A 17,530-nucleotide genomic window follows, 5' to 3' on the forward strand; every position below is an offset into this window, starting at 1 on the left:
CGTCACACGCCGACGGCGTGGCTCTGTGACTTCACACGCCTACGGCGTGGAAGCCCCCGTCGACGTGGACGATCTCGCCGGTGGTGGCGGGGAACCAGTCCGACAGCAGCGCGACGACGGCCTTGCCGGCGGGCGCGGTGTCGGTGACCGACCAGCCCAGCGGTGCGCGGCCCTCCCAGGCCTCCTCGAACTGGGCGCTGCCCGGGATGGACTTCATGGCCATGCTGCGCAGCGGACCCGCGGCGACGATGTTGGAACGCACGCCCTGGGGCCCGAGCTCGCGGGCGACGTACCGGCTGGTCGACTCCAGGGCCGCCTTGGCCGCGCCCATCCAGCCGTAGACCGGCCAGGCGACGGAGGCGTCGAAGGTCAGCCCCACGACCGAGGAGGGGTTGGCGAGCAGCGGCCGGCAGGCCTGGGTCAGGGAGGCGTAGGACCAGGCCGAGACCTGGAACGCGGTGGCGGCGTGCTCCCAGGCGACCTCGGGGAAGCCCTCGCCCATCGCCTCCTGCGGCGCGAAGCCGATGGAGTGGACGACACCGTCGAGGGTGTCGAAGCCCTGCTCGCGGAGCCGGTCGGCCAGCGTCGACAGGTGCTCCGTGTCCGTCACGTCGAGCTCGACGACGCCCGCCTCCTGCGGCAGCCGCTTGGCGATCCGCTGGCACAGCGACAGCGCCCGCCCGAAGTTCGACAGGACGACTGTGGCGCCCTGCTCCTGGGCGATGCGCGCCGTCGCGAAGGCGATCGACGCCTCCGTGAGGACGCCGGTGACGAGGACCTTCTTGCCCTCGAGAATGCCGCTCATCAGTGCCCCATCCCCAGTCCGCCGTCGACCGGGACGACCGCCCCGGTGATGTAGCCCGCCGCGTCGGAGGCCAGGAAGCGCACGACGCCGGCCACCTCCTCCGCCGAGGCGTACCGCCCCAGCGGCACCTGCCCCAGGATCTCCTGCTGCCGCGCCTCCGGCAGGGCAGCGGTCATGTCCGTCGTCACGAACCCGGGTGCGACGACGTTGGCCGTGATGCTGCGGCTGCCGAGCTCGCGGGCGATCGACCGGGCCAGGCCGACCAGCCCCGACTTCGACGCCGCGTAGTTGGTCTGGCCGGCCGAGCCGAGCAGGCCGACGACCGACGACACGAAGATCATCCGGCCGGAGCGGGCGCGGACCATCTTGGCGCTGGCGCGCTTGGCCACGCGGTAGGCGGCCGTCAGGTTGGCGTCGAGGACGTCGGCGAAGTCCTCCTCCTTCATCCGCATCAGGAGCCCGTCGCGGGTGATGCCGGCGTTGCTGACCAGCACCTCCACCGGGCCCTGGTGGGCCTCGACCTCGGCAAAGGCGCGGTCGACGTCCTCGCTGCTGGTGACGTCGCACTGCACGCCGAACAGCCCGTCCGGTGCGCCGCTGCCGCGGTGGGTGACCGCCACGGCGTCGCCCTGCTCGGCGAAGGAGCGGGCGATCGCCAGCCCGATGCCCCGGTTTCCGCCGGTGACCAGCACCGACCTGCCACTCGTTCCCACAGTGCCACTCCCCTGCCGACGAGCCGTTGTCTGCCCCGAACCTATCCCGTCGCCGCAGGTCGCACCGCCTACCGGTGAGTACCCCGGGCCGGGTCAGCCCGTGGGGTGCCGCCGGAGCCAGCCACCGCCGTACAGCGCCCACAGGACCAGGAGCGGCTGGAAGAACAGGCGGACCAGGCGCTTGCGGTCGCTGTCCAGGCCGAAGGCGTCGGTGCTCTCCAGGTACTGCGCGACGTTGCCCGGGAAGATGACCACGAAGAAGGCGGCGAGCAGTCCGCCGATCAGCCGCTTCCTCCCTGGCAGCGCGACGAAGGCGGCGCCCAGCGCGATCTCGGCGACACCGGAGCTCAGCACAGTCAGGTCCTCGTCGACGGGGAACCATTCGGGCACCTGCGCCCGGAACTCCTGCCGCTGGGTGGTCAGGTGCAGCACTCCCGCGCCCACCATGGCCGAGCCCAGCAGCAGTCGGGCAGCCGTGCGGGCGAGGGCGCTCATGGCCGCAGCCTAGGGAGGCTCGTTGACAGCGCGGGCGCACCGCCCGTAGACAGCGCAGATGGCTTCAGAGGACCCGCACCGCGTAGCGCTCGAGGTGGCCGACGGTGTGGCCACCGTCCGGCTCGACCGCCCCGACAAGATGAACGCCCTGGACACGCCCATGTTCGAGGCGATCGTCGCCACCGGACGCGAGCTGATGGAGCGCGACGACGTCGGCGCGGTGGTGCTCACCGGCGCGGGCCGCGCCTTCTGCGCCGGGCTGGACTTCAGCGGGTTCGCGGCGATGGCCGAGCGGAGCGGGCCGCGCGAGGTCGCGCCGCGGGAGCCGCTGGGTGCGGCCGGCGTGCTGGCCCAGCAGGCCGTGCACGTGTGGTCGCTGGTCCCGGCCCCGGTGATCGCCGCGGTGCACGGCTACGCGTTCGGCGGCGGGCTCCAGATCGCTCTCGGTGCCGACATCCGGCTCGTCGCCCCCGACGCGCAGCTGTCGCTCATGGAGATCCAGTGGGGCATCTGCCCCGACATGTGCGGCACCCAGCTGCTGCCCGAGCTCGTGGGCCGCGACGTCGCCAAGGAGCTGGCGCTGACCGGGCGCCGGGTCTCTGGCACCGAGGCCGCGCGGCTCGGACTGGCCACCCGCGAGGAGGCCGACCCGCTCGCCGCCGCGCTCGCCCTCGCCGCCGAGATCGCCGGGCACAGCAGGAACGCCACCCGGGCGGTCAAGCGGCTGGTCGACCTCGCCGGGCGGGTGTCGCTCGAGGAGGGGTTCGCCGCCGAGCAGGCCGAGATCGGACAGCTGATCGGCTCGCCCGAGCAGGCCGCCGTCGTCCGCGCTCGCCTGGGCGGGGGCGCCTGAGCGCTCAGAGGTTGCGGCCGCAGGTGGGCCAGGCGCCCCGTCCCTGCCCGGCGAGCACCTTCTCCGCGACGGCGATCTGCTGCTCCCTCGTGGCCAGGTCGGCCCGCGGGGCGTAGGCGGCGCCGCCGTAGCCGGTCCAGGTGGACGCGGAGAACTGCAGTCCGCCGTAGTAGCCGTTGCCGGTGTTGATGCTCCAGTTGCCGCCCGACTCGCACCGGGCCACGGCGTCCCAGTCGCGGCCGGACACCGGTGCCGGGACGGCCGCAGCCGGCGGCGGCGGTGCCGCATCCCGGCTCGCCCGGGGCGGCGCCTGCGGTGCCGGGACCGGTGACGACGGTGACGACGGCGCCGGCGGCGACACCGCACGCGCGGCGGTCTGCTCGCGCTCGAGCTCCACGATCGTGGTCCGCGCCGCCTCGAGCCTGGCCCGCAGGTCGGCCTGCTCCGCCTCGAACGCGGCGGCGCTCCGCCGTGCCTCGGCCTGCGCCTCCTGGGCGGACGCGAGTGCGGCCGCGGCCTGCTGCTCGACGTCCGCGGCTTCGGCGACCGCCGCCCCGGCCGAGGCGGCGCTCTCCTCGGCGTCCTCCTGCACGTCGGTGAAGCGGTCGAGGACGACGCTGCGTCCCCGGCCGGCGGCGTCGAGGAGCGCCGCACGCTCGATCATCTGCGCCGGACCGGTGGAGGTGAGCAGCGCGCGCATCCCCGCCGAGGCGGTGCCGTCGATGTAGCTCTGCCGGGCGAAGGCGGCCAGGTCGGTCCGCGCGGTCTCCACCGCGGACGCGGCACCGTCGGCGGTGGCCCGGGCGCGCTCGGCGGCCGCCCGGGCCTCCTCCACCTGGACCCGCTCGGCCTCGTACCGGCCGCGGGCAGCCGCGGCGGCGGCCGCCGTGCTGTCGAGCGCCGATCGCACGGCGCCTTCCTCGGTGAGCAGCGCGGTGACCTGGGCGGCGGCCGCGTCGGCGGCTCGCTGGGCGGCGGCGATCTCCGCGTCGGTGGGTGCGGCGGAGGCCGTGCCGGCGGCGCTCCCCACCGCGAGCGCGGCAGCGACGGTGACGGCGAACAGACGGCACGCCGTCCGTCGCGCTCGGTTCTCCCGGCGCACCCGCCACCCCCTCCTGGACCCGCTGTCGGGCCCAGCATCCCCGCACGGGAGCGCCCGTGCAGCGGCGCCGACCGTCTTTGCCCCCCCCGTCCGAGGGGCTGACCAGCGCCTTCGGACGCGCAGATCGGTGCGTGCCCCGAGGGGATCGCCGGGCGCGCCACCGTCAGGGCGTGTAGCTCAAGCCCTCGGCCATGGCCAGGACGTCCTCGCGCGTGAGTGTGTCCGGCGCCTGCAGGAGGAACTGAGGACCGTCGGCGAACTGCGCCCACAGGTTCCACATCCGGCGCCCCTCCGCGGGGTCGGCGCAGTGGTCGGGCACCGACACCAGCGCAGCGGGGCGACCGTGCACGGTCACCTGCTCGATCGGGTTCCCGTCGGCCATGCCGCGGGCCGCATCCTCCGGATCCCGCTCGCCTCGCCAGCGCTCCTGCAGGCTCACGCTGATCCGCTCGGTGAGGCTCGTGGGATCGGCCCGGTCCACCAGCGAGAGGTTCGAGAGGCTCTCGTAGCCGGACACCTCCCAGTTCTCGGGGCTCAGCTCGAACTGCAGTTGCACCGGCTGCGGACGGTCCACGATCGCCTCGGCCACCTCGACCAGCGCCGTCTCGTCGCCGTACCGGTCGCCTTGGCCGTACATCGCGACCCACTGGCCGTCGTCCCGCTGCCAGAACAGCTCGGCGTAGGCGGTGCTGCAGACCTCCTCCGGCTCCTCCTCCTGGGTGGGGGTGCTGGGTGCGTAACGGCAGTCCGGCTCGTCGAAGGTGGCGCGGACGAAGTCGGCGGGCCGACCACCGACGCTGGTCGCGCCGCGCTCGTCTATCTCCTCGGCCGTGTACGGCGACGCCTCGAACACCCCCGGCCGAGGGATCCTCGGGTCGCGCGACGCGATGCTGAAACTGAAGCCGAGATCTTCCGCCGAGCGGTAGAGGGCCCGGTAGGCGACCGGATCGACGGTGCCGAAGGACTCCAGCCCACCGACCCGGGTGAGGTACGGCGTCAGCCCCTCCGGCTCGGGGTCCACCGAGTACGGGAAGGTGACCGCGCCGGCCGCCAGCAGCGTCAGGCCACCGGCGGGGTCGATCGGCAGCTCCGTCGGCTCGGCCGACGGCGGAGCCGGGATGGCCTCCGGCGACCGTTCGGCACCCTGGGTGTCCACGACGACGGCGGTCGTCCAGGCCGCGGCGACGGCGAGGACGCCGGCACCCGCGCGCACGAGCACCTTCCGGCTCGGCCGACGTCGTCCACGGGCCCGCCGGGCGTCGTCGGCGAGCTGCCGGGCGGCGAGCACCGATGCCGGCTCGTCGGCGCCGGTGCGGAGCGCCGCCAGGAACTCCGCGGGGAGCTCGGGCAGTTCAGCGTCACGGACGCCCGACGCCTCGGCGAGGAGGGTGTCCAGCTCTCGGTCAGTGCTCATCGGAGGTCTCCTCGGGCGACGTGGTGGTGGCGAGCAGCGTGCGGAGCCGGCCGCGGGCGCGGTGGAGGCGCACCCGGACGGTGCCGGGAGGGAGGTCGAGGACGGCGGACGCCTGGGCCGGGGTGAACCCCTCCCAGGCGACGAGCGAGATCAGCTCGCGGTCCTCCTCCGGGAGCTGCTTGAGGGCCTCCCGTACGCGCCGGGCATCCGCCGACCGCTCGTGTATGACGGCGGGATCGGGCACCGCCCCAGGCTCGAAGGCCGCGGCGAGGCGCTCGCCGAGCCGGCCCGACCGACCGGCGCTCCGCAGGGAGTTGGCCAGGCAGTTGCGGGCGATGCCGAAGAGCCACGGCCGGACCTCGTCCGGGTCCGGCGGCAGGTCCGCTCGCCGTCGCCACGCGACCGCGAAGGTCTCCGCGACGACGTCCAGCGCGTCCTCGCGGGAGCCGCATCGGCGCAGGGCGTAGCCCAGGACGGCGGTGCCGGTGGTCCGGTACACCTCCTCGAAGCGCTCGCCGCCTCCGGGCGGTCTGGTCATCGGTGGCGGCTCCTGCATCGCGATCACGTGGAGTACATGTCCGGATGCGCTCCAGCGTTACAGGGGACTGCGCTGCCCGGCTCAGCCGCGGGTGGCGGCGAGCAGCCGGTGGCGCGCGGTGGCCAGGGAAGGGCCGTACCAGGTGAGGTCGCGTCCCGACACGAGCACCGACCGGACGTCGGGGAACGCCTCCGGCCCGTCGTCGGCGGTGAAGGCGTACGGCTCATCGGGGAGCAGGACGAGGTCCAGGTCCTGCGAGCGCACGGCGTGGAGCTCGATGCGCGGGTAGCGCTGCCCGCCGTCGGCGAAGGCGTTGCGCAGTCCCAGTCGGGCGAGCACGTCACCGGCGAAGGTGCGGCCGCCCACGACCATCCAGGGGTCGCGCCAGATGGGGACGGCGACGCGCAGGTCCGGCTCCGGGGCCGGGCGGGCCCACTCCGCGGCGGCGGTGCACAGCCACTCCGGCTCACCCACGTCGAGCACCTCGGTGAACAGCCGGCGCATCGACGTGAGCGCCTGGTCCAGCGACTCGATGACGGTGACCCAGACCGGGACGCCGGCCGCGCGCAGCCGCTGCACGTCCAGCTGCCGGTTCTCCTCCTGGTTGGCGATCACCAGGTCCGGGGCCAGGGCGGTGATCGTGGCGCGGTCGGGGTTCTTGGTGCCCCGGACACGGGCCACGTCCAGATCGGCGGGGTGGGTGCACCAGTCGGTGGCGCCCACCAGCCGGTCGGGAACGGTGACCGCCAGCGCCTCCGTCAGCGACGGCACGAGCGACACCACCCGCCGCGGCGGCCGGGGCAGCTCCACCGCCGTCCCCAGGTCGTCGAGAAGGGCCATGATGGCCATCCTGGCCCTCCGGTCCCGACTAGACGTTGCGGCGGTACTGGCCGCCCACCTCGAAGAACGCCTCGGTGATCTGGCCGAGCGTGCAGACCCGCACGGTGTCCATCAGCTCGGCGAAGACGTTGCCGCCGTCCATCGCCACCCGCTGCAGCCGGGCCAGCGCCGCCGGGGCCTCCGCGGCGTGCCGAGCCTGGAAGTCGGCCAGCCGGTCCAGCTGGGAGCGCTTCTCCGCCTCCGTCGCCCGCGCCAGCTCAACCGGGGCCGGCGGGGCGTCGGCGCGGTCGGGCGCCATGAACGTGTTGACGCCGACGATCGGGAGGCTGCCGTCGTGCTTGCGGTGCTCGTAGAGCATCGACTCGTCCTGGATGCGGCCGCGCTGGTAGCCGGTCTCCATGGCACCGAGCACTCCCCCGCGCTCGGCGATCCGGTCGAACTCCGCCAGCACGACCTCCTCGACCAGGTCGGTCAGCTCCTCGACGACGAACGAACCCTGCAACGGGTTCTCGTTGCCGGCCAGCCCCCACTCCTGGTCGATGATCATCTGGATGGCCAGGGCGCGGCGCACCGACTGCTCGCCCGGCGTCGTCACCGCCTCGTCGAAGGCGTTGGTGTGCAGGCTGTTGGCGTTGTCGTAGATCGCGCAGAGCGCCTGCAGCGTCGTCCGGATGTCGTTGAAGTCCATCTCCTGGGCATGCAGCGACCGGCCCGACGTCTGCACGTGGTACTTCAGCTTCTGCGACCGCTCCCCCGCGCCGTACCGCTCCTTCATCGCCACGGCCCAGATCCGGCGCGCCACCCGGCCGATGACCGAGTACTCGGCGTCCATGCCGTTGGAGAAGAAGAAGGACAGGTTGGGCGCGAAGTCGTCGACGTCCATCCCCCGCGCCAGGTAGCTCTCCACGTAGGTGAACCCGTTGGCCAGCGTGAAGGCGAGCTGGCTGATGGGGTTCGCCCCGGCCTCGGCGATGTGGTAGCCGGAGATGGAGACGGAGTAGAAGTTGCGGACGCCGTTGTCGATGAACCACTGCTGGATGTCGCCCATGCAGCGCAGCGCGAACTCGGTGGAGAAGATGCAGGTGTTCTGGCCCTGGTCCTCCTTGAGGATGTCGGCCTGCACCGTGCCGCGGACGTTCGCGAGCACCCACGCGCGGAGCTCCTCGGCCTCCGCGGCGTCGGGTTCGCGGTCCTGCTCCGCGCGGAAGGCGTCCAGCCGCTGGTCGATGGCGGTCGCCAAGAACATCGCCAGGATCGCGGGGGCCGGCCCGTTGATGGTCATGGACACCGAGGTCGTCGGCGAGCACAGGTCGAAACCGTCGTAGAGGACCTTCATGTCCTCGACCGTGGCGATGGAGACCCCGGACGTCCCGACCTTGCCGTAGATGTCCGGGCGCGGGTCGGGGTCGCGGCCGTAGAGGGTCACGGAGTCGAACGCCGTCGACAGCCGGGTCGCCTCGCTGCCGGCCGACAGCAGGCGGAACCGCCGGTTGGTGCGGAACGCGTCGCCCTCGCCGGCGAACATGCGGGCCGGGGCCTCGCCGGCGCGCTTGAACGGGAAGACGCCGGCGGTGAACGGGAAGGCGCCCGGCAGGTTCTCCGCCCGGAGGAAGCGCAGCAGCTCGGCGTCGTCCCGCGTGCGGGGCAGGGACACCCGGCGGACCGCGGTGCCGGACAACGTCGTGCGGGTCAGCGGCGTGCGGACCTCCTGGCCGCGGACCGGGTAGACGTACTCCTCCCCCGAGTACGCCTCGACCACCGCCGGCCAGCCGTCGAGCAGCCCGCGCACGTCGGGCAGCAGCTCGGCCGCGGCCGCCTCCGCGGCCGCCCGGGCCGCCTCGGCGGCGGCACCCTCGAGGACCTCGGCGGCGGTGGTGAGGTGCTGACGGCGGCGGGCGACCTCGGCCTGCGCCCCGGTGAGCGCGGCGTAACCGCGCACGGCGTCGCTGATCTCGGCCAGGTACCGGGCGCGCTGCGCGGGCACCACGCTGGTCAGCCCGGACGAGGCCCGGACGTCCACCCGCGGCAGGACACCGGCGCCCGCGGCCAGCCCCGCGTCGACCAGCAGCGCGCGCAGCTGCTGGTAGAGCGCGGTCACCCCGTCGTCGTTGAACCGGGCGGCGCTGGTGCCGAAGACCGGCATCTGCTCCCAGGGCACCCCGAAGGCCTCGCGGTTGCGCACCAGCTGGCGGGCGACGTCGCGCCGGGCGTCCTCGGCGCCGCGGCGCTCGAACTTGTTGATGGCCACGACGTCGGCGAAGTCGAGCATGTCGATCTTCTCGAGCTGCGAGGCGGCGCCGAACTCCGGCGTCATGACGTAGAGCGAGACGTCGCTGAACGGCACGATCGCGGCGTCGCCCTGCCCGATGCCCGGCGTCTCGACGATCACCAGGTCGAAGCCGGCGGCCCGCACCGCGGCGATCACGTCGTCGAGGTGCCCGGGCACCTGCGCCCCGGCCGTGCGGGTGGCCATGGAGCGGAAGAAGGTGCGGGAGCCGGCGCCGTCCAGCGCGTTCATCCGGATGCGGTCACCGAGCAGCGCGCCACCTCCGCGGCGGCGGGTGGGGTCGATGGCGAGGACGGCGACGCGCAGCTTGTCCTCCTGGTCCAGCCGCAGCCGGCGCAGCAGCTCGTCGGTCAGCGAGGACTTCCCGGAGCCCCCCGTGCCGGTGATGCCGAGGACGGGAACGCGCCGGCCGGCGGCGGCAGCGCGGACCTGCTCGGCCAGGCCGGGCGAGCGGCCGCTCTCGAGCACCGTGATCGCCCGGGCGAGGGCGGCGGGGTCACCGGCGAGCAACGCCTCGACGTCGAACTCGGTGGCCGTCAGGTCGACGTCGCAGGCGCGGATCAGCTCGTTGACCATGCCCGGCAGGCCCAGCCGCTGGCCGTCCTCGGGCGCGAAGATGGTGACGCCCCGGGCGCGCAGCGCGGCGATCTCCTCCGGCACGATGACGCCGCCCCCGCCGCCGAACACCTGCACGTGGCCCGCGCCGGCCTCGGCCAGGCGGTCGACCAGGTAGCCGAAGTACTCGACGTGCCCGCCCTGGTAGGAGGAGAGGGCAACGCCCTGCACGTCCTCCTCGAGGGCCGCCCGGACGACGGCGTCGACGCTGCGGTCGTGGCCGAGGTGCACCACCTCCGCACCCTGGCTCTGCAGCATCCGCCGCATGATGTTGATCGACGCGTCGTGCCCGTCGAACAGGCTCGCCGCCGTCACGAACCGCACCGGGTGGACCGGCACGTGCAGCGGCGGGCGGTCGGGCTCCGTGGTGCTGGACGTCATGGCACTCCTGCCCTGGAGCCCGGATCGCGCCGGGCGGACGACGTGGCTGCCCGCACCGTACGGCCCCAACTAGTAGGACGTCCACGTATCTCGGGTGCGCCGCGGGAGCGGCGAGCGGAACGCGGCGTGCAACCAGAGCGACGTTCTAGCAATACGGGTCCCGCGCCAGTACGTTTGCGACGTACATCACGCCCGCTGCAGGGAGTTCGCCATGACCACCATCGAGGCCTCCGCCGGCCACGCCACGACCTCCGACGTCCAGCACATCGACGTGCTGATCGTCGGCGCCGGCATCTCCGGCATCGGCGCCGCCTACCACCTGCAGCACGAGCAGCCGGGGCGCACCTTCCTGCTCCTCGACGCGCTCGATGCCCGGGGCGGCACGTGGCGGACGCACCGCTACCCGGGTGCGCGCTCGGACAGCGACCTGTTCACCTTCGGCTACGGGTTCAAGCCGTGGCGCGGCCCCTCGATCGCCACCGCCGACGAGATCCTCGCCTACCTCGACGAGGTCATCGAGGAGAACGACCTGGCCCAGCACATCCGGTACCGGCACCGGGTCACCGCCGCGAGCTGGTCGTCGGAGGAGCGGCGGTACACCGTCGACGTCACGCGCGAGGACACCGGCGAGCAGCTGCGCTTCACCACCGACTTCCTCTGGATGTGCCAGGGCTACTACGACCACGACAAGCCCTTCCAGCCGCAGTGGCAGGGCATGGACGAGTTCCGCGGCCAGGTCGTCCACCCGCAGAAGTGGCCCGAGGACTTCGACGCCACCGGAAAGCGCGTCGTCGTCATCGGCTCCGGCGCGACCGCCGCGACGCTGATCCCGGCGATCGCCGAGACCGCCAAGCACGTGACGATGCTGCAGCGCTCGCCGACGTTCTTCATCTCCCGGCCCAAGGTCGCCGAGCTGGCCGAGCAGCTGCGCGCACTCGACATTCCCGACGAGTGGACCCACGAGATCATGCGCCGCGCCTCCTTCAAGATGGGCGAGGAGCTGTGGCGCATGTCCATCGACACCCCGGACGCGCTGCGCGAGTTCCTCATCGAGTCGATGCGCCCGCTGCTACCCCCGGACTTCGACATCGACAAGCACTTCAACCCGACCTACCGCCCGTGGCAGCAGCGCCTGGCCGTCGTCCCCGAGGGCGACATGTTCACCGCGCTCCGCGAGGGCCGCGCGTCCGTCGTCACCGACACCATCGAGAGGTTCACCGAAACCGGCATCCGGCTGACCTCCGGCGAGGAACTCGAGGCCGACATCGTCGTCACCGCCACCGGGTTCGACCTGTCGCTGTTCGGCAATGTCGCCTTCACCGTCGACGGCGAGCCGGTGGACTTCACCCAGCAGGTCACCTACCGCGGCATCATGATCACCAACGTGCCGAACATGGCCTACGTCTTCGGCTACTTCCGGGCCAGCTGGACGCTGCGCGCCGACCTGGTCAGCCAGTTCGTCTGCCGGCTGCTCACCAAGATGGACGAGCAGGGCACGCCGATCGTCGTCCCGCAGCTCCGCCCCGAGGACGCCGACATGCCGCTGCTGGACTGGTCGGACCCGGAGAACTTCAACCCCGGGTACGTGATGCGCTCCCAGCACCGAATGTTCAAGCGCGGCGACCGGGAGCCCTGGACGCACCACAAGGAGTACACCGAGGAGCGGGCGGTCCTGCCCACGGCCGACCTCGACGACGGGCTCGTCTACCGCCGCTGAGCGCCCCACCTTCGCCCCCACCCCGAGGACAGGAGACCCACCCGTGCCGGTCGACCAGCACATCGCCGCACTGCTCGCCATGGCCCAGCAGTCCGACATGCCCCCCATGTACGAGAGTGCGCCGGACGTCGGTCGCGCCCAGTACCTGGCGATGACCACCGGGCTGCGCAGCCCGGAGCAGGTCATCCCGGTGGCGAGCACCGAGGACATCCCCGTCCCCGGTGCCGAGGGTGACCTGCGGGCGCGCGTCTACCGGCCCGAGGGCGAGGGCCCGTTCCCCACCGTGGTGTTCTTCCACGGCGGCGGCTGGGTCATCGGCGACCTGGAGACCCACGACAACATGGCCCGGCACATCTGCCGGGACGGCGAGGCCGTCGTCGTCTCCGTGGACTACCGGCTGGCGCCCGAGCACCCCTTCCCGGCCGCCGCCGACGACGCCATCGCCTCGGCCCGCTGGATCGCCGCGAACCGCGACCGCTTCGGCGGCGACGACCGGCTGGGTCTGGCCGGCGACAGCGCCGGCGGCAACCTGGCCGCCGTCGTCGCACAGACCCTGCACGCCGAGAACACCCCGGTCGCCGCGCAGCTGCTCATCTACCCGGCCGTCGACGCCGAGGGCGAGTACCCCTCGCGGGTCGAGAACGCCCGCGGCTACTTCCTCGAGCAGCCGACGATGGACTGGTTCTACGGCCACTACGCCGGGGCCTGGGAGGACGCCAAGGACCCGCGCCTGGCGCCGCTGCACGCCGACCTGACCGGCCAGCCGCCGGCGGTCATCGTCACCGCGGAGTTCGACCCGCTGCGCGACGAGGGCGAGGCCTACGGCGAGGCGCTGAAGGCTGCGGGAGTGCACGTCGACGTCACCCGGTACGACGGCCTCATCCACGGCTTCTTCGACATGGGCGGGCTGTCGCCGGCGGCGAAGGCGGCCATCGAAGAGACCTGCGGGAAGTTCCGGAAGCTCCTGCACGGCTGATCCCCACCACGACGCACCAGAGCCCGGGGATCGCATGGTCCCCGGGCTCCGGCGTTCCGAGCCTTGAGCAGAGCGCTCCGCGGTCGGCCCTCGGGAGCGCGTCGAGTACTCGTCGTCTATCCCGAACCTGTGCCGCATCTCGGCCTTGGCCGCGTCGATCACGGCCTGCCTGTCAGAGGCCTCTACGGGATGTCCAACGACGGCCGGTGCTCCATGGCGCGCATCATCGCCGAGACCCGCTCGGCTCGGTAGGACAACCGCGCGGCAGTCGACTGCGGAGGGGCCCGGACCGCGACGCTCTGCTGGTCAGCCGGGATCGTTGAACGAGACCGGCGTGCCGGTGGCGCGGGCGTAGGCGATCTCCCTGCTCGTGGACTCGCCGATGTACCCGCCCGGATTGACGACGAGGACCCGGTCGGCCAGGTCGATCTTGCGCAGGTGGAGGGCGTCCAGCGCCGTCTTCTGCTCGTCGGTGATCAACCTGTCTGCGTCGTCATCCTCGGCGCGCAGGAAGACGCCGGGCGCGACGACGATGACACCGGCGAAGGTCAGGTCACGGTTGGCCGCAAGCATCTCGTCCACGAACCGGGTAGAGCCGCAGATGCAGACGATCTCGGGTCGGTCGGGCACGGCGCATTCCTCCGGGTCGAACAGGCGGCCGTCAGTGTGCACGTGGACATCGCAGGCGCCGTGCCCCGTGCGTGGCGATCGTCGGCTCTAGGCTCGCCGGCGTGATCATGCTGGTGGACCTCGACAACACCCTGGTCGACCGCGATCTGGCCTTCCGGACCTGGGCGCAGCACTTCATCCAGGACATCGGGGCCGACCCCGACGATCTGCCGTGGCTGCTCGCCGTCGACGGGGACGGCTACACGCCGCGTGCCGACGTGGCCGTGGCTCTCAGGGAGCGCTGGGGCCTGGACGTCAGCGTCCGTTACCTGGTGCATCGCCTGCTCTTCGACCACCTGCCCTTCGTCCAACCCTACCCAGGGGTCCCCGCCGCGCTGGATGCTCTGACGACGGCGGGCGTCACCCTCGTCGTCGTCACCAACGGAACCGTCGCCCAGCAGGACGAGAAGCTTCGGCGGACCGGGCTGGGCTCGCTGGTCACCGACGCCGTCATCTCCGAAGCCGTCGGCAGCAGGAAGCCGGATCCGCTGATCTTCCGGGCTGCGCTGGAAGCAGCGCGCCGCCACGGCGGCCGCGGGCCGGCGTGGATGGTCGGGGACCACCCCGTGGCCGACATCGCGGGCGCGCGGGACTGCGGCCTGCTCACCGGGTGGGTCAGTCACCATCGGGGCTGGACCGGGGGCACACCGGCCGACGTCGAGAGCCCGCGGACCGTGGATCTCCTCAGCCAGATGATGCCCTGACCACCACCTCGCGTCGTCGGCCCCGTCGCCGACGACCGTCGGCACTATCGTCCGGTCATGAGCGAGCAGGACGTCGTGCTCAGCGAGCAGGTCGCCTACTACCGGATCCGTGCAGCGGATTACCTGGAACGACATCGTCTGATCCCGGGCTTCGACGAACTGGCCCGAGCAGTGACGGCTTTCGGACCGTCCGGCGCCGTGCTGGAACTGGCCTGCGGTCCCGGGACGTGGACGCCGATGCTGCTCAGGACCGCGACGACGGTCACGGCGGTGGACGCAGCGCCGGAGATGCTCGATCAGGCACGACGACAAGTCGGCGATGCCCGCGTCGAGTTCGTGCAGGCGGACCTGTTCTCTTGGCGTCCCAGTCACGTCTACGACACGGTGTTCTTCGGCTTCTGGCTGTCGCACGTCCCGCCCGGCCGCTTCGACTCGTTCTGGCGGCTCGTCGATGCTTCGTTGGCTCCGGATGGCCGCGTCTTCTTCATCGACGATGCGTGGCGGACGTCAGATGAGGTGCGAGGCGGCCAGGAGACAACGACGATCGTCCGACGCACAGCGGATGGTGACGAGCACCGCCTCGTCAAGGCGCCCTACACGTCGGAAGCCTTGCAGAAGCGTCTTGCTTCGCTCGGCTGGCTCATCGAGGTTCACGACGTCATCGACGGCTTGTTCTGGGGCAGCGGCACCCGCATGCGCTGACCGCCGGAACGGCTTCACTTCTCATGGGTGATCGGCGCCAGCGACGGCCCGGACGTGCATGTGGAGTCCGGTGGGTCGTCGCCGAGCTGACGCAGGGCTATCGCTTCAAGGATGGCGTCGACGACGCGTGCGATGGGCGCCGTGGCGTCTATGGCGATGCCGGGGGGAGTGCCCTCCCCCGTCGCGTGCAGCCGCTCGATGAGTTCGCGTTCTCCCTGCGCCGGATGCCACTCGCTGTCGTCGCTGTTCCGCTCGTCCAGCCGCCGGATTAACGTGTCTCGATCGACCGTGAGGACGAAGACGGCGTCGAACAGCTCGATGAACTGCGGAAAGTTCCGGGAGCCGCCGCAGAAGAACGTCTCCTCCGCGTCGTCGTTCGCGACCAGAGCTGCGACCTTCTGCACGTGCCACATGTGGTGTTCGTGCCTGTGGCCATCCACCGCTGCGCCAGGTGCCGGCTGGCCCTGGTATGCCAGTTCTCGGTCGCCGTGGACGGCGTGGTGCCCCCGCCGCTGCAGTTCTGCGCAGACAGAGGTCTTGCCGGTGCCGGAGACGCCTTCGACGAGATAGTTCCGTCGGCCCATGGGCGGACGGTATCGCGCGCGGAACGACCGCTCTGCGCCCTCGAAATGGGCGATCTGGAGCGGGACCATGGCCATCGCTCGCAGTGGCACCCTCGCGGCCATGGCAATCGAGGAAGTGCTGCTCATCGGCGGTGCAGCCGGGGTCGGCGAGTCGAGCGTCGGGTGGGAGGTCTCCAGCCAGCTGAACCGTCGCGCCGTCGCCCATTGGCATCTGGAAGGCGATGTGCTCGATGCCGCATGGCCCCGCCCTGCCGACGACCAGGATGGTCGGCGCATGACCGTGAACACCCTTCGCGCCATGGCAGGGGTGTTCGCGGCCGAGGGCTACCTGCGTTGCGTGTACGCGCAGACCGCGAGCGTCGTCGACTTCGAGCTGGTGACGCGCGCGCTGGGCAGAGTCCGCCTGCACGGCGTACTGCTCACCGCGTCGGAAACGACTCGCTCTGCACGACTTCCCCAGCGCGAGATCGGCTCCGATCTCGATCGGCACCTGGTGAGCAGCACACGCATGGCTGACTACCTCCAGAAACAAGCACCGGAGTGGGTGACCCGGGTTCCGACCGACGATCGGACGGTCACCGAGATCGCCCGCGACGTGATCGCCCTGTCCGATTGGACGGTCGCCTATGCAAACAGCTGCACCCACCCGTTCCGGCTGCCTCCCTTCGGGGCTCCCCCGGAGTCGTCCGGGCTCCGATCAGGTGTGTCCGTCCATGTCGACCGGGGTGTCCGCGGTCGGTGATCGCCAGGGGTGCCCGGGGCCGGCGGCGGTCAGGATGCTCTGGGTGATGTCCCGGAGCTGCTGATGCTGGGCCGCGGTCAGCGGCGTGAGGACCAGTCGCCGGACGGTCGCGACGTGCCCGGGCATGGCCTCGTCGACCTGGTGCCACCCGAGCTCGGTGAGGGTCGCCAGGGTGTAGCGGCCGTCGGTCGGGTCGGTCGTGCGGCGGACCCACTGCCGTCGCTCCAGGCGGGTGACGGCGCGGGACAGCTTGGTCAGCGAGCTGTTCGCGTAGCCCGCCAGCACGCTCAGGCGCAGGGTCCGGTCGGGGGCGACGGAGAGCGCGTAGAGCAGGCCGTACTCGAAGTGCGTCAGACCCGCGTCGCGCTGCAGCTGAGCGTCCAGCAGCGCCGGCAACCACTCCAGCACTGTGGCCAGGCTGGACCACGTCTGCAGCTCGTCGCCCGAGAACGCGGCGGGGCCAGAGATCTCACCCATGTCGCGGGCGACGGAGGCAGAACATGCACGCAGGCTAGATCACTTGCTCAGGCAAGTCACCTGTAGCGTCACTTGCTCAAGCAAGTCAGACGACGTGGAGTGAGGCGGACATGGATCTGCAGTTGACGGGCAAGCGGGCGTTCATCAGCGGCTCGACGCGGGGCATCGGCCATGCCGTCGCCCGGGCACTCGCTGCCGAGGGCGCTGCCGTCGTCCTCCACGGCCGCACGCGCGACGGCGTCGACGACGCCGTGCGGCGCCTCAGGGCGGAGCGGCACGGGGTCGACGTGTCAGGTGTCGCCGGCGACGTCGCGGACGACGCCGAGCTCGGCCGCCTGCTGGGGACCGTCGGCGACGTCGACGTCCTGGTGAACAACGTCGGGGTCTTCGAGCTGGCGTCCTTCCCGGCGACCACGGACGAGGACTGGCGTCGCGTCCTCGACGTCAACCTGATGAGCGCCGTGCGACTGTCCCGGCAGCTGCTGCCGGGCATGCTCGAGCGCGGATGGGGGCGCGTCGTCATGGTGAGCAGCGAGTCCGGCGTCGACGTCCCGGCGGACATGATCCACTACGGCGTGAGCAAGGCCGCGATGCTGGCACTGGGCAACGGTCTCGCCAAGCTCACGCGAGGCACCGGGGTCACGGTCAACACGATCCTCGGGGGACCGACGTACAGCGACGGTGTCGAGGCCGCCGTCCGCCACGTCGCCGAGCTGCAGGGGCTGCCGGAGGCGGACGTGAAGGCCGGCATCGCCGCGAGCAACACCAGCTCGCTCGTGCAGCGCTTCCTCGAGCCGGCGGAGTTGGCGAGTCTGGTCGCCTACCTCGCCAGCCCGCTCTCCTCGGCCACCAACGGCGGGGCGCTCCGTGCGGACGGCGGCCGCCTGGTCCAGGTGCTCTGATCCCCTCCGGGCCG

18 protein-coding genes are annotated in these 17,530 nt (G+C 72.2%); 7 read left to right on the forward strand and 11 right to left on the reverse strand.

What is annotated here, in order from left to right; all coding sequences use genetic code 11:
* Positions 1-31: 31 nt before the first annotated feature.
* From fabI to BLS70_RS00775, 3 genes are all read right to left on the reverse strand, one after another.
* Positions 32-805, reverse strand: coding sequence for an enoyl-ACP reductase FabI (gene fabI / locus BLS70_RS00765; protein ID WP_176946217.1), 774 nt, complete (start codon positions 803-805; stop codon positions 32-34).
* The gene (fabG, locus tag BLS70_RS00770; RefSeq protein WP_439645372.1) at positions 805-1,497 is read right to left on the reverse strand and encodes a beta-ketoacyl-ACP reductase; all 693 of its coding nucleotides are present in this window, start codon (positions 1,495-1,497) and stop codon (positions 805-807) included. The genes fabI and fabG overlap by 1 nt, the downstream gene beginning before the upstream one ends.
* A 114-nt stretch (positions 1,498-1,611) precedes the next feature.
* Complete coding sequence (locus BLS70_RS00775; RefSeq protein ID WP_091763626.1) at positions 1,612-2,013, reverse strand: DoxX family protein; 402 nt, start codon at positions 2,011-2,013, stop codon at positions 1,612-1,614.
* A gap of 58 nt (positions 2,014-2,071) precedes the next feature.
* Between BLS70_RS00775 and BLS70_RS00780 the strand changes: the two genes are divergently transcribed.
* Positions 2,072-2,866: a crotonase/enoyl-CoA hydratase family protein gene (locus BLS70_RS00780; protein WP_091763627.1), complete on the forward strand. Its 795-nt coding sequence runs from the start codon at positions 2,072-2,074 to the stop codon at positions 2,864-2,866.
* 4 nt (positions 2,867-2,870) lie between these two features.
* On the opposite strand, the gene BLS70_RS21450 is transcribed toward BLS70_RS00780, so the two are convergent.
* From BLS70_RS21450 to icmF, 5 genes are all read right to left on the reverse strand, one after another.
* A complete protein-coding gene (locus BLS70_RS21450) occupies positions 2,871-3,968 on the reverse strand; it encodes a transglycosylase family protein (RefSeq protein WP_304457080.1) in 1,098 nt (365 codons plus the stop codon).
* A gap of 163 nt (positions 3,969-4,131) precedes the next feature.
* Positions 4,132-5,382, reverse strand: coding sequence for a hypothetical protein (locus tag BLS70_RS00790; protein ID WP_091763628.1), 1,251 nt, complete (start codon positions 5,380-5,382; stop codon positions 4,132-4,134).
* Positions 5,372-5,920, reverse strand: a complete 549-nt coding sequence (locus BLS70_RS00795) for an RNA polymerase sigma factor (protein WP_218122216.1) — start codon at positions 5,918-5,920, stop codon at positions 5,372-5,374. Before BLS70_RS00795 ends, BLS70_RS00790 begins: the two co-directional genes overlap by 11 nt.
* Positions 5,921-6,001: 81 nt before the next feature.
* A complete protein-coding gene (locus tag BLS70_RS00800) occupies positions 6,002-6,760 on the reverse strand; it encodes a helical backbone metal receptor (protein WP_091764079.1) in 759 nt (252 codons plus the stop codon).
* A 28-nt stretch (positions 6,761-6,788) separates the two neighbouring features.
* Positions 6,789-10,043, reverse strand: coding sequence for a fused isobutyryl-CoA mutase/GTPase IcmF (icmF, locus tag BLS70_RS00805; protein ID WP_091763629.1), 3,255 nt, complete (start codon positions 10,041-10,043; stop codon positions 6,789-6,791).
* A gap of 211 nt (positions 10,044-10,254) precedes the next feature.
* Here icmF and BLS70_RS00810 point away from each other — a divergent pair, with 211 nt between their 5' ends.
* Complete coding sequence (locus BLS70_RS00810; RefSeq protein WP_091763630.1) at positions 10,255-11,760, forward strand: flavin-containing monooxygenase; 1,506 nt, start codon at positions 10,255-10,257, stop codon at positions 11,758-11,760.
* Between the two features lie 43 nt (positions 11,761-11,803).
* Positions 11,804-12,736, forward strand: a complete 933-nt coding sequence (gene lipP1 / locus BLS70_RS00815; protein WP_091763631.1) for a LipP1 family hormone-sensitive lipase — start codon at positions 11,804-11,806, stop codon at positions 12,734-12,736.
* Between the two features lie 306 nt (positions 12,737-13,042).
* Here lipP1 and BLS70_RS00820 read toward each other — a convergent pair whose 3' ends face one another.
* Positions 13,043-13,366: a hypothetical protein gene (locus tag BLS70_RS00820; protein WP_091763632.1), complete on the reverse strand. Its 324-nt coding sequence runs from the start codon at positions 13,364-13,366 to the stop codon at positions 13,043-13,045.
* Between the two features lie 107 nt (positions 13,367-13,473).
* Here BLS70_RS00820 and BLS70_RS00825 point away from each other — a divergent pair, with 107 nt between their 5' ends.
* Together BLS70_RS00825 and BLS70_RS00830 are read left to right on the forward strand one after the other, a co-directional pair.
* Positions 13,474-14,109, forward strand: a complete 636-nt coding sequence (locus tag BLS70_RS00825) for an HAD family hydrolase (RefSeq protein WP_255362205.1) — start codon at positions 13,474-13,476, stop codon at positions 14,107-14,109.
* A gap of 57 nt (positions 14,110-14,166) precedes the next feature.
* Positions 14,167-14,811 carry a class I SAM-dependent methyltransferase gene (locus BLS70_RS00830; RefSeq protein ID WP_091763634.1) on the forward strand — a complete coding sequence of 215 codons (645 nt, stop codon included), beginning with the start codon at positions 14,167-14,169 and terminating at the stop codon, positions 14,809-14,811.
* 14 nt (positions 14,812-14,825) lie between these two features.
* Here BLS70_RS00830 and BLS70_RS00835 read toward each other — a convergent pair whose 3' ends face one another.
* Positions 14,826-15,395: an AAA family ATPase gene (locus BLS70_RS00835; protein WP_143030312.1), complete on the reverse strand. Its 570-nt coding sequence runs from the start codon at positions 15,393-15,395 to the stop codon at positions 14,826-14,828.
* Positions 15,396-15,462: 67 nt separating this feature from the next.
* Here BLS70_RS00835 and BLS70_RS00840 point away from each other — a divergent pair, with 67 nt between their 5' ends.
* Entirely contained in the window at positions 15,463-16,137 is a 675-nt protein-coding gene (locus BLS70_RS00840; protein WP_176946218.1) for a hypothetical protein, read from the forward strand.
* Here the strand turns inward: BLS70_RS00840 and BLS70_RS00845 are convergent.
* The gene (locus tag BLS70_RS00845; RefSeq protein ID WP_091763635.1) at positions 16,093-16,614 is read right to left on the reverse strand and encodes a MarR family winged helix-turn-helix transcriptional regulator; all 522 of its coding nucleotides are present in this window, start codon (positions 16,612-16,614) and stop codon (positions 16,093-16,095) included. The two genes, BLS70_RS00840 and BLS70_RS00845, sit on opposite strands and share 45 nt — an antisense overlap.
* A gap of 110 nt (positions 16,615-16,724) precedes the next feature.
* On the opposite strand from BLS70_RS00845, the gene BLS70_RS00850 reads away from it, so the two are divergent.
* On the forward strand, positions 16,725-17,516 hold the full coding sequence (locus tag BLS70_RS00850) for an SDR family NAD(P)-dependent oxidoreductase (protein WP_091763636.1): 792 nt from the start codon (positions 16,725-16,727) through the stop codon (positions 17,514-17,516).
* Positions 17,517-17,530 lie beyond the last annotated feature (14 nt).

The sequence above is a fragment of the Blastococcus aurantiacus genome (assembly GCF_900102425.1).
GTDB classification, from domain to species: Bacteria; Actinomycetota; Actinomycetes; order Mycobacteriales; family Geodermatophilaceae; genus Blastococcus; species Blastococcus aurantiacus.

Coding starts and splice junctions, on each gene's coding strand:
- fabI (WP_176946217.1), bottom strand. CDS start 805: ATGAGCGGCATTCTCGAGGGCAAGAAGGTCCTCGTCACCGGCGTCCTC.
- BLS70_RS00775 (WP_091763626.1), bottom strand. CDS start 2,013: ATGAGCGCCCTCGCCCGCACGGCTGCCCGACTGCTGCTGGGCTCGGCC.
- BLS70_RS00780 (WP_091763627.1), top strand. CDS start 2,072: ATGGCTTCAGAGGACCCGCACCGCGTAGCGCTCGAGGTGGCCGACGGT.
- BLS70_RS00790 (WP_091763628.1), bottom strand. CDS start 5,382: ATGAGCACTGACCGAGAGCTGGACACCCTCCTCGCCGAGGCGTCGGGC.
- BLS70_RS00795 (WP_218122216.1), bottom strand. CDS start 5,920: ATGACCAGACCGCCCGGAGGCGGCGAGCGCTTCGAGGAGGTGTACCGG.
- BLS70_RS00800 (WP_091764079.1), bottom strand. CDS start 6,760: ATGGCCCTTCTCGACGACCTGGGGACGGCGGTGGAGCTGCCCCGGCCG.
- icmF (WP_091763629.1), bottom strand. CDS start 10,043: ATGACGTCCAGCACCACGGAGCCCGACCGCCCGCCGCTGCACGTGCCG.
- BLS70_RS00810 (WP_091763630.1), top strand. CDS start 10,255: ATGACCACCATCGAGGCCTCCGCCGGCCACGCCACGACCTCCGACGTC.
- BLS70_RS00825 (WP_255362205.1), top strand. CDS start 13,474: ATGCTGGTGGACCTCGACAACACCCTGGTCGACCGCGATCTGGCCTTC.
- BLS70_RS00830 (WP_091763634.1), top strand. CDS start 14,167: ATGAGCGAGCAGGACGTCGTGCTCAGCGAGCAGGTCGCCTACTACCGG.
- BLS70_RS00835 (WP_143030312.1), bottom strand. CDS start 15,395: ATGGGCCGACGGAACTATCTCGTCGAAGGCGTCTCCGGCACCGGCAAG.
- BLS70_RS00840 (WP_176946218.1), top strand. CDS start 15,463: ATGGCCATCGCTCGCAGTGGCACCCTCGCGGCCATGGCAATCGAGGAA.
- BLS70_RS00845 (WP_091763635.1), bottom strand. CDS start 16,614: ATGGGTGAGATCTCTGGCCCCGCCGCGTTCTCGGGCGACGAGCTGCAG.
- BLS70_RS00850 (WP_091763636.1), top strand. CDS start 16,725: ATGGATCTGCAGTTGACGGGCAAGCGGGCGTTCATCAGCGGCTCGACG.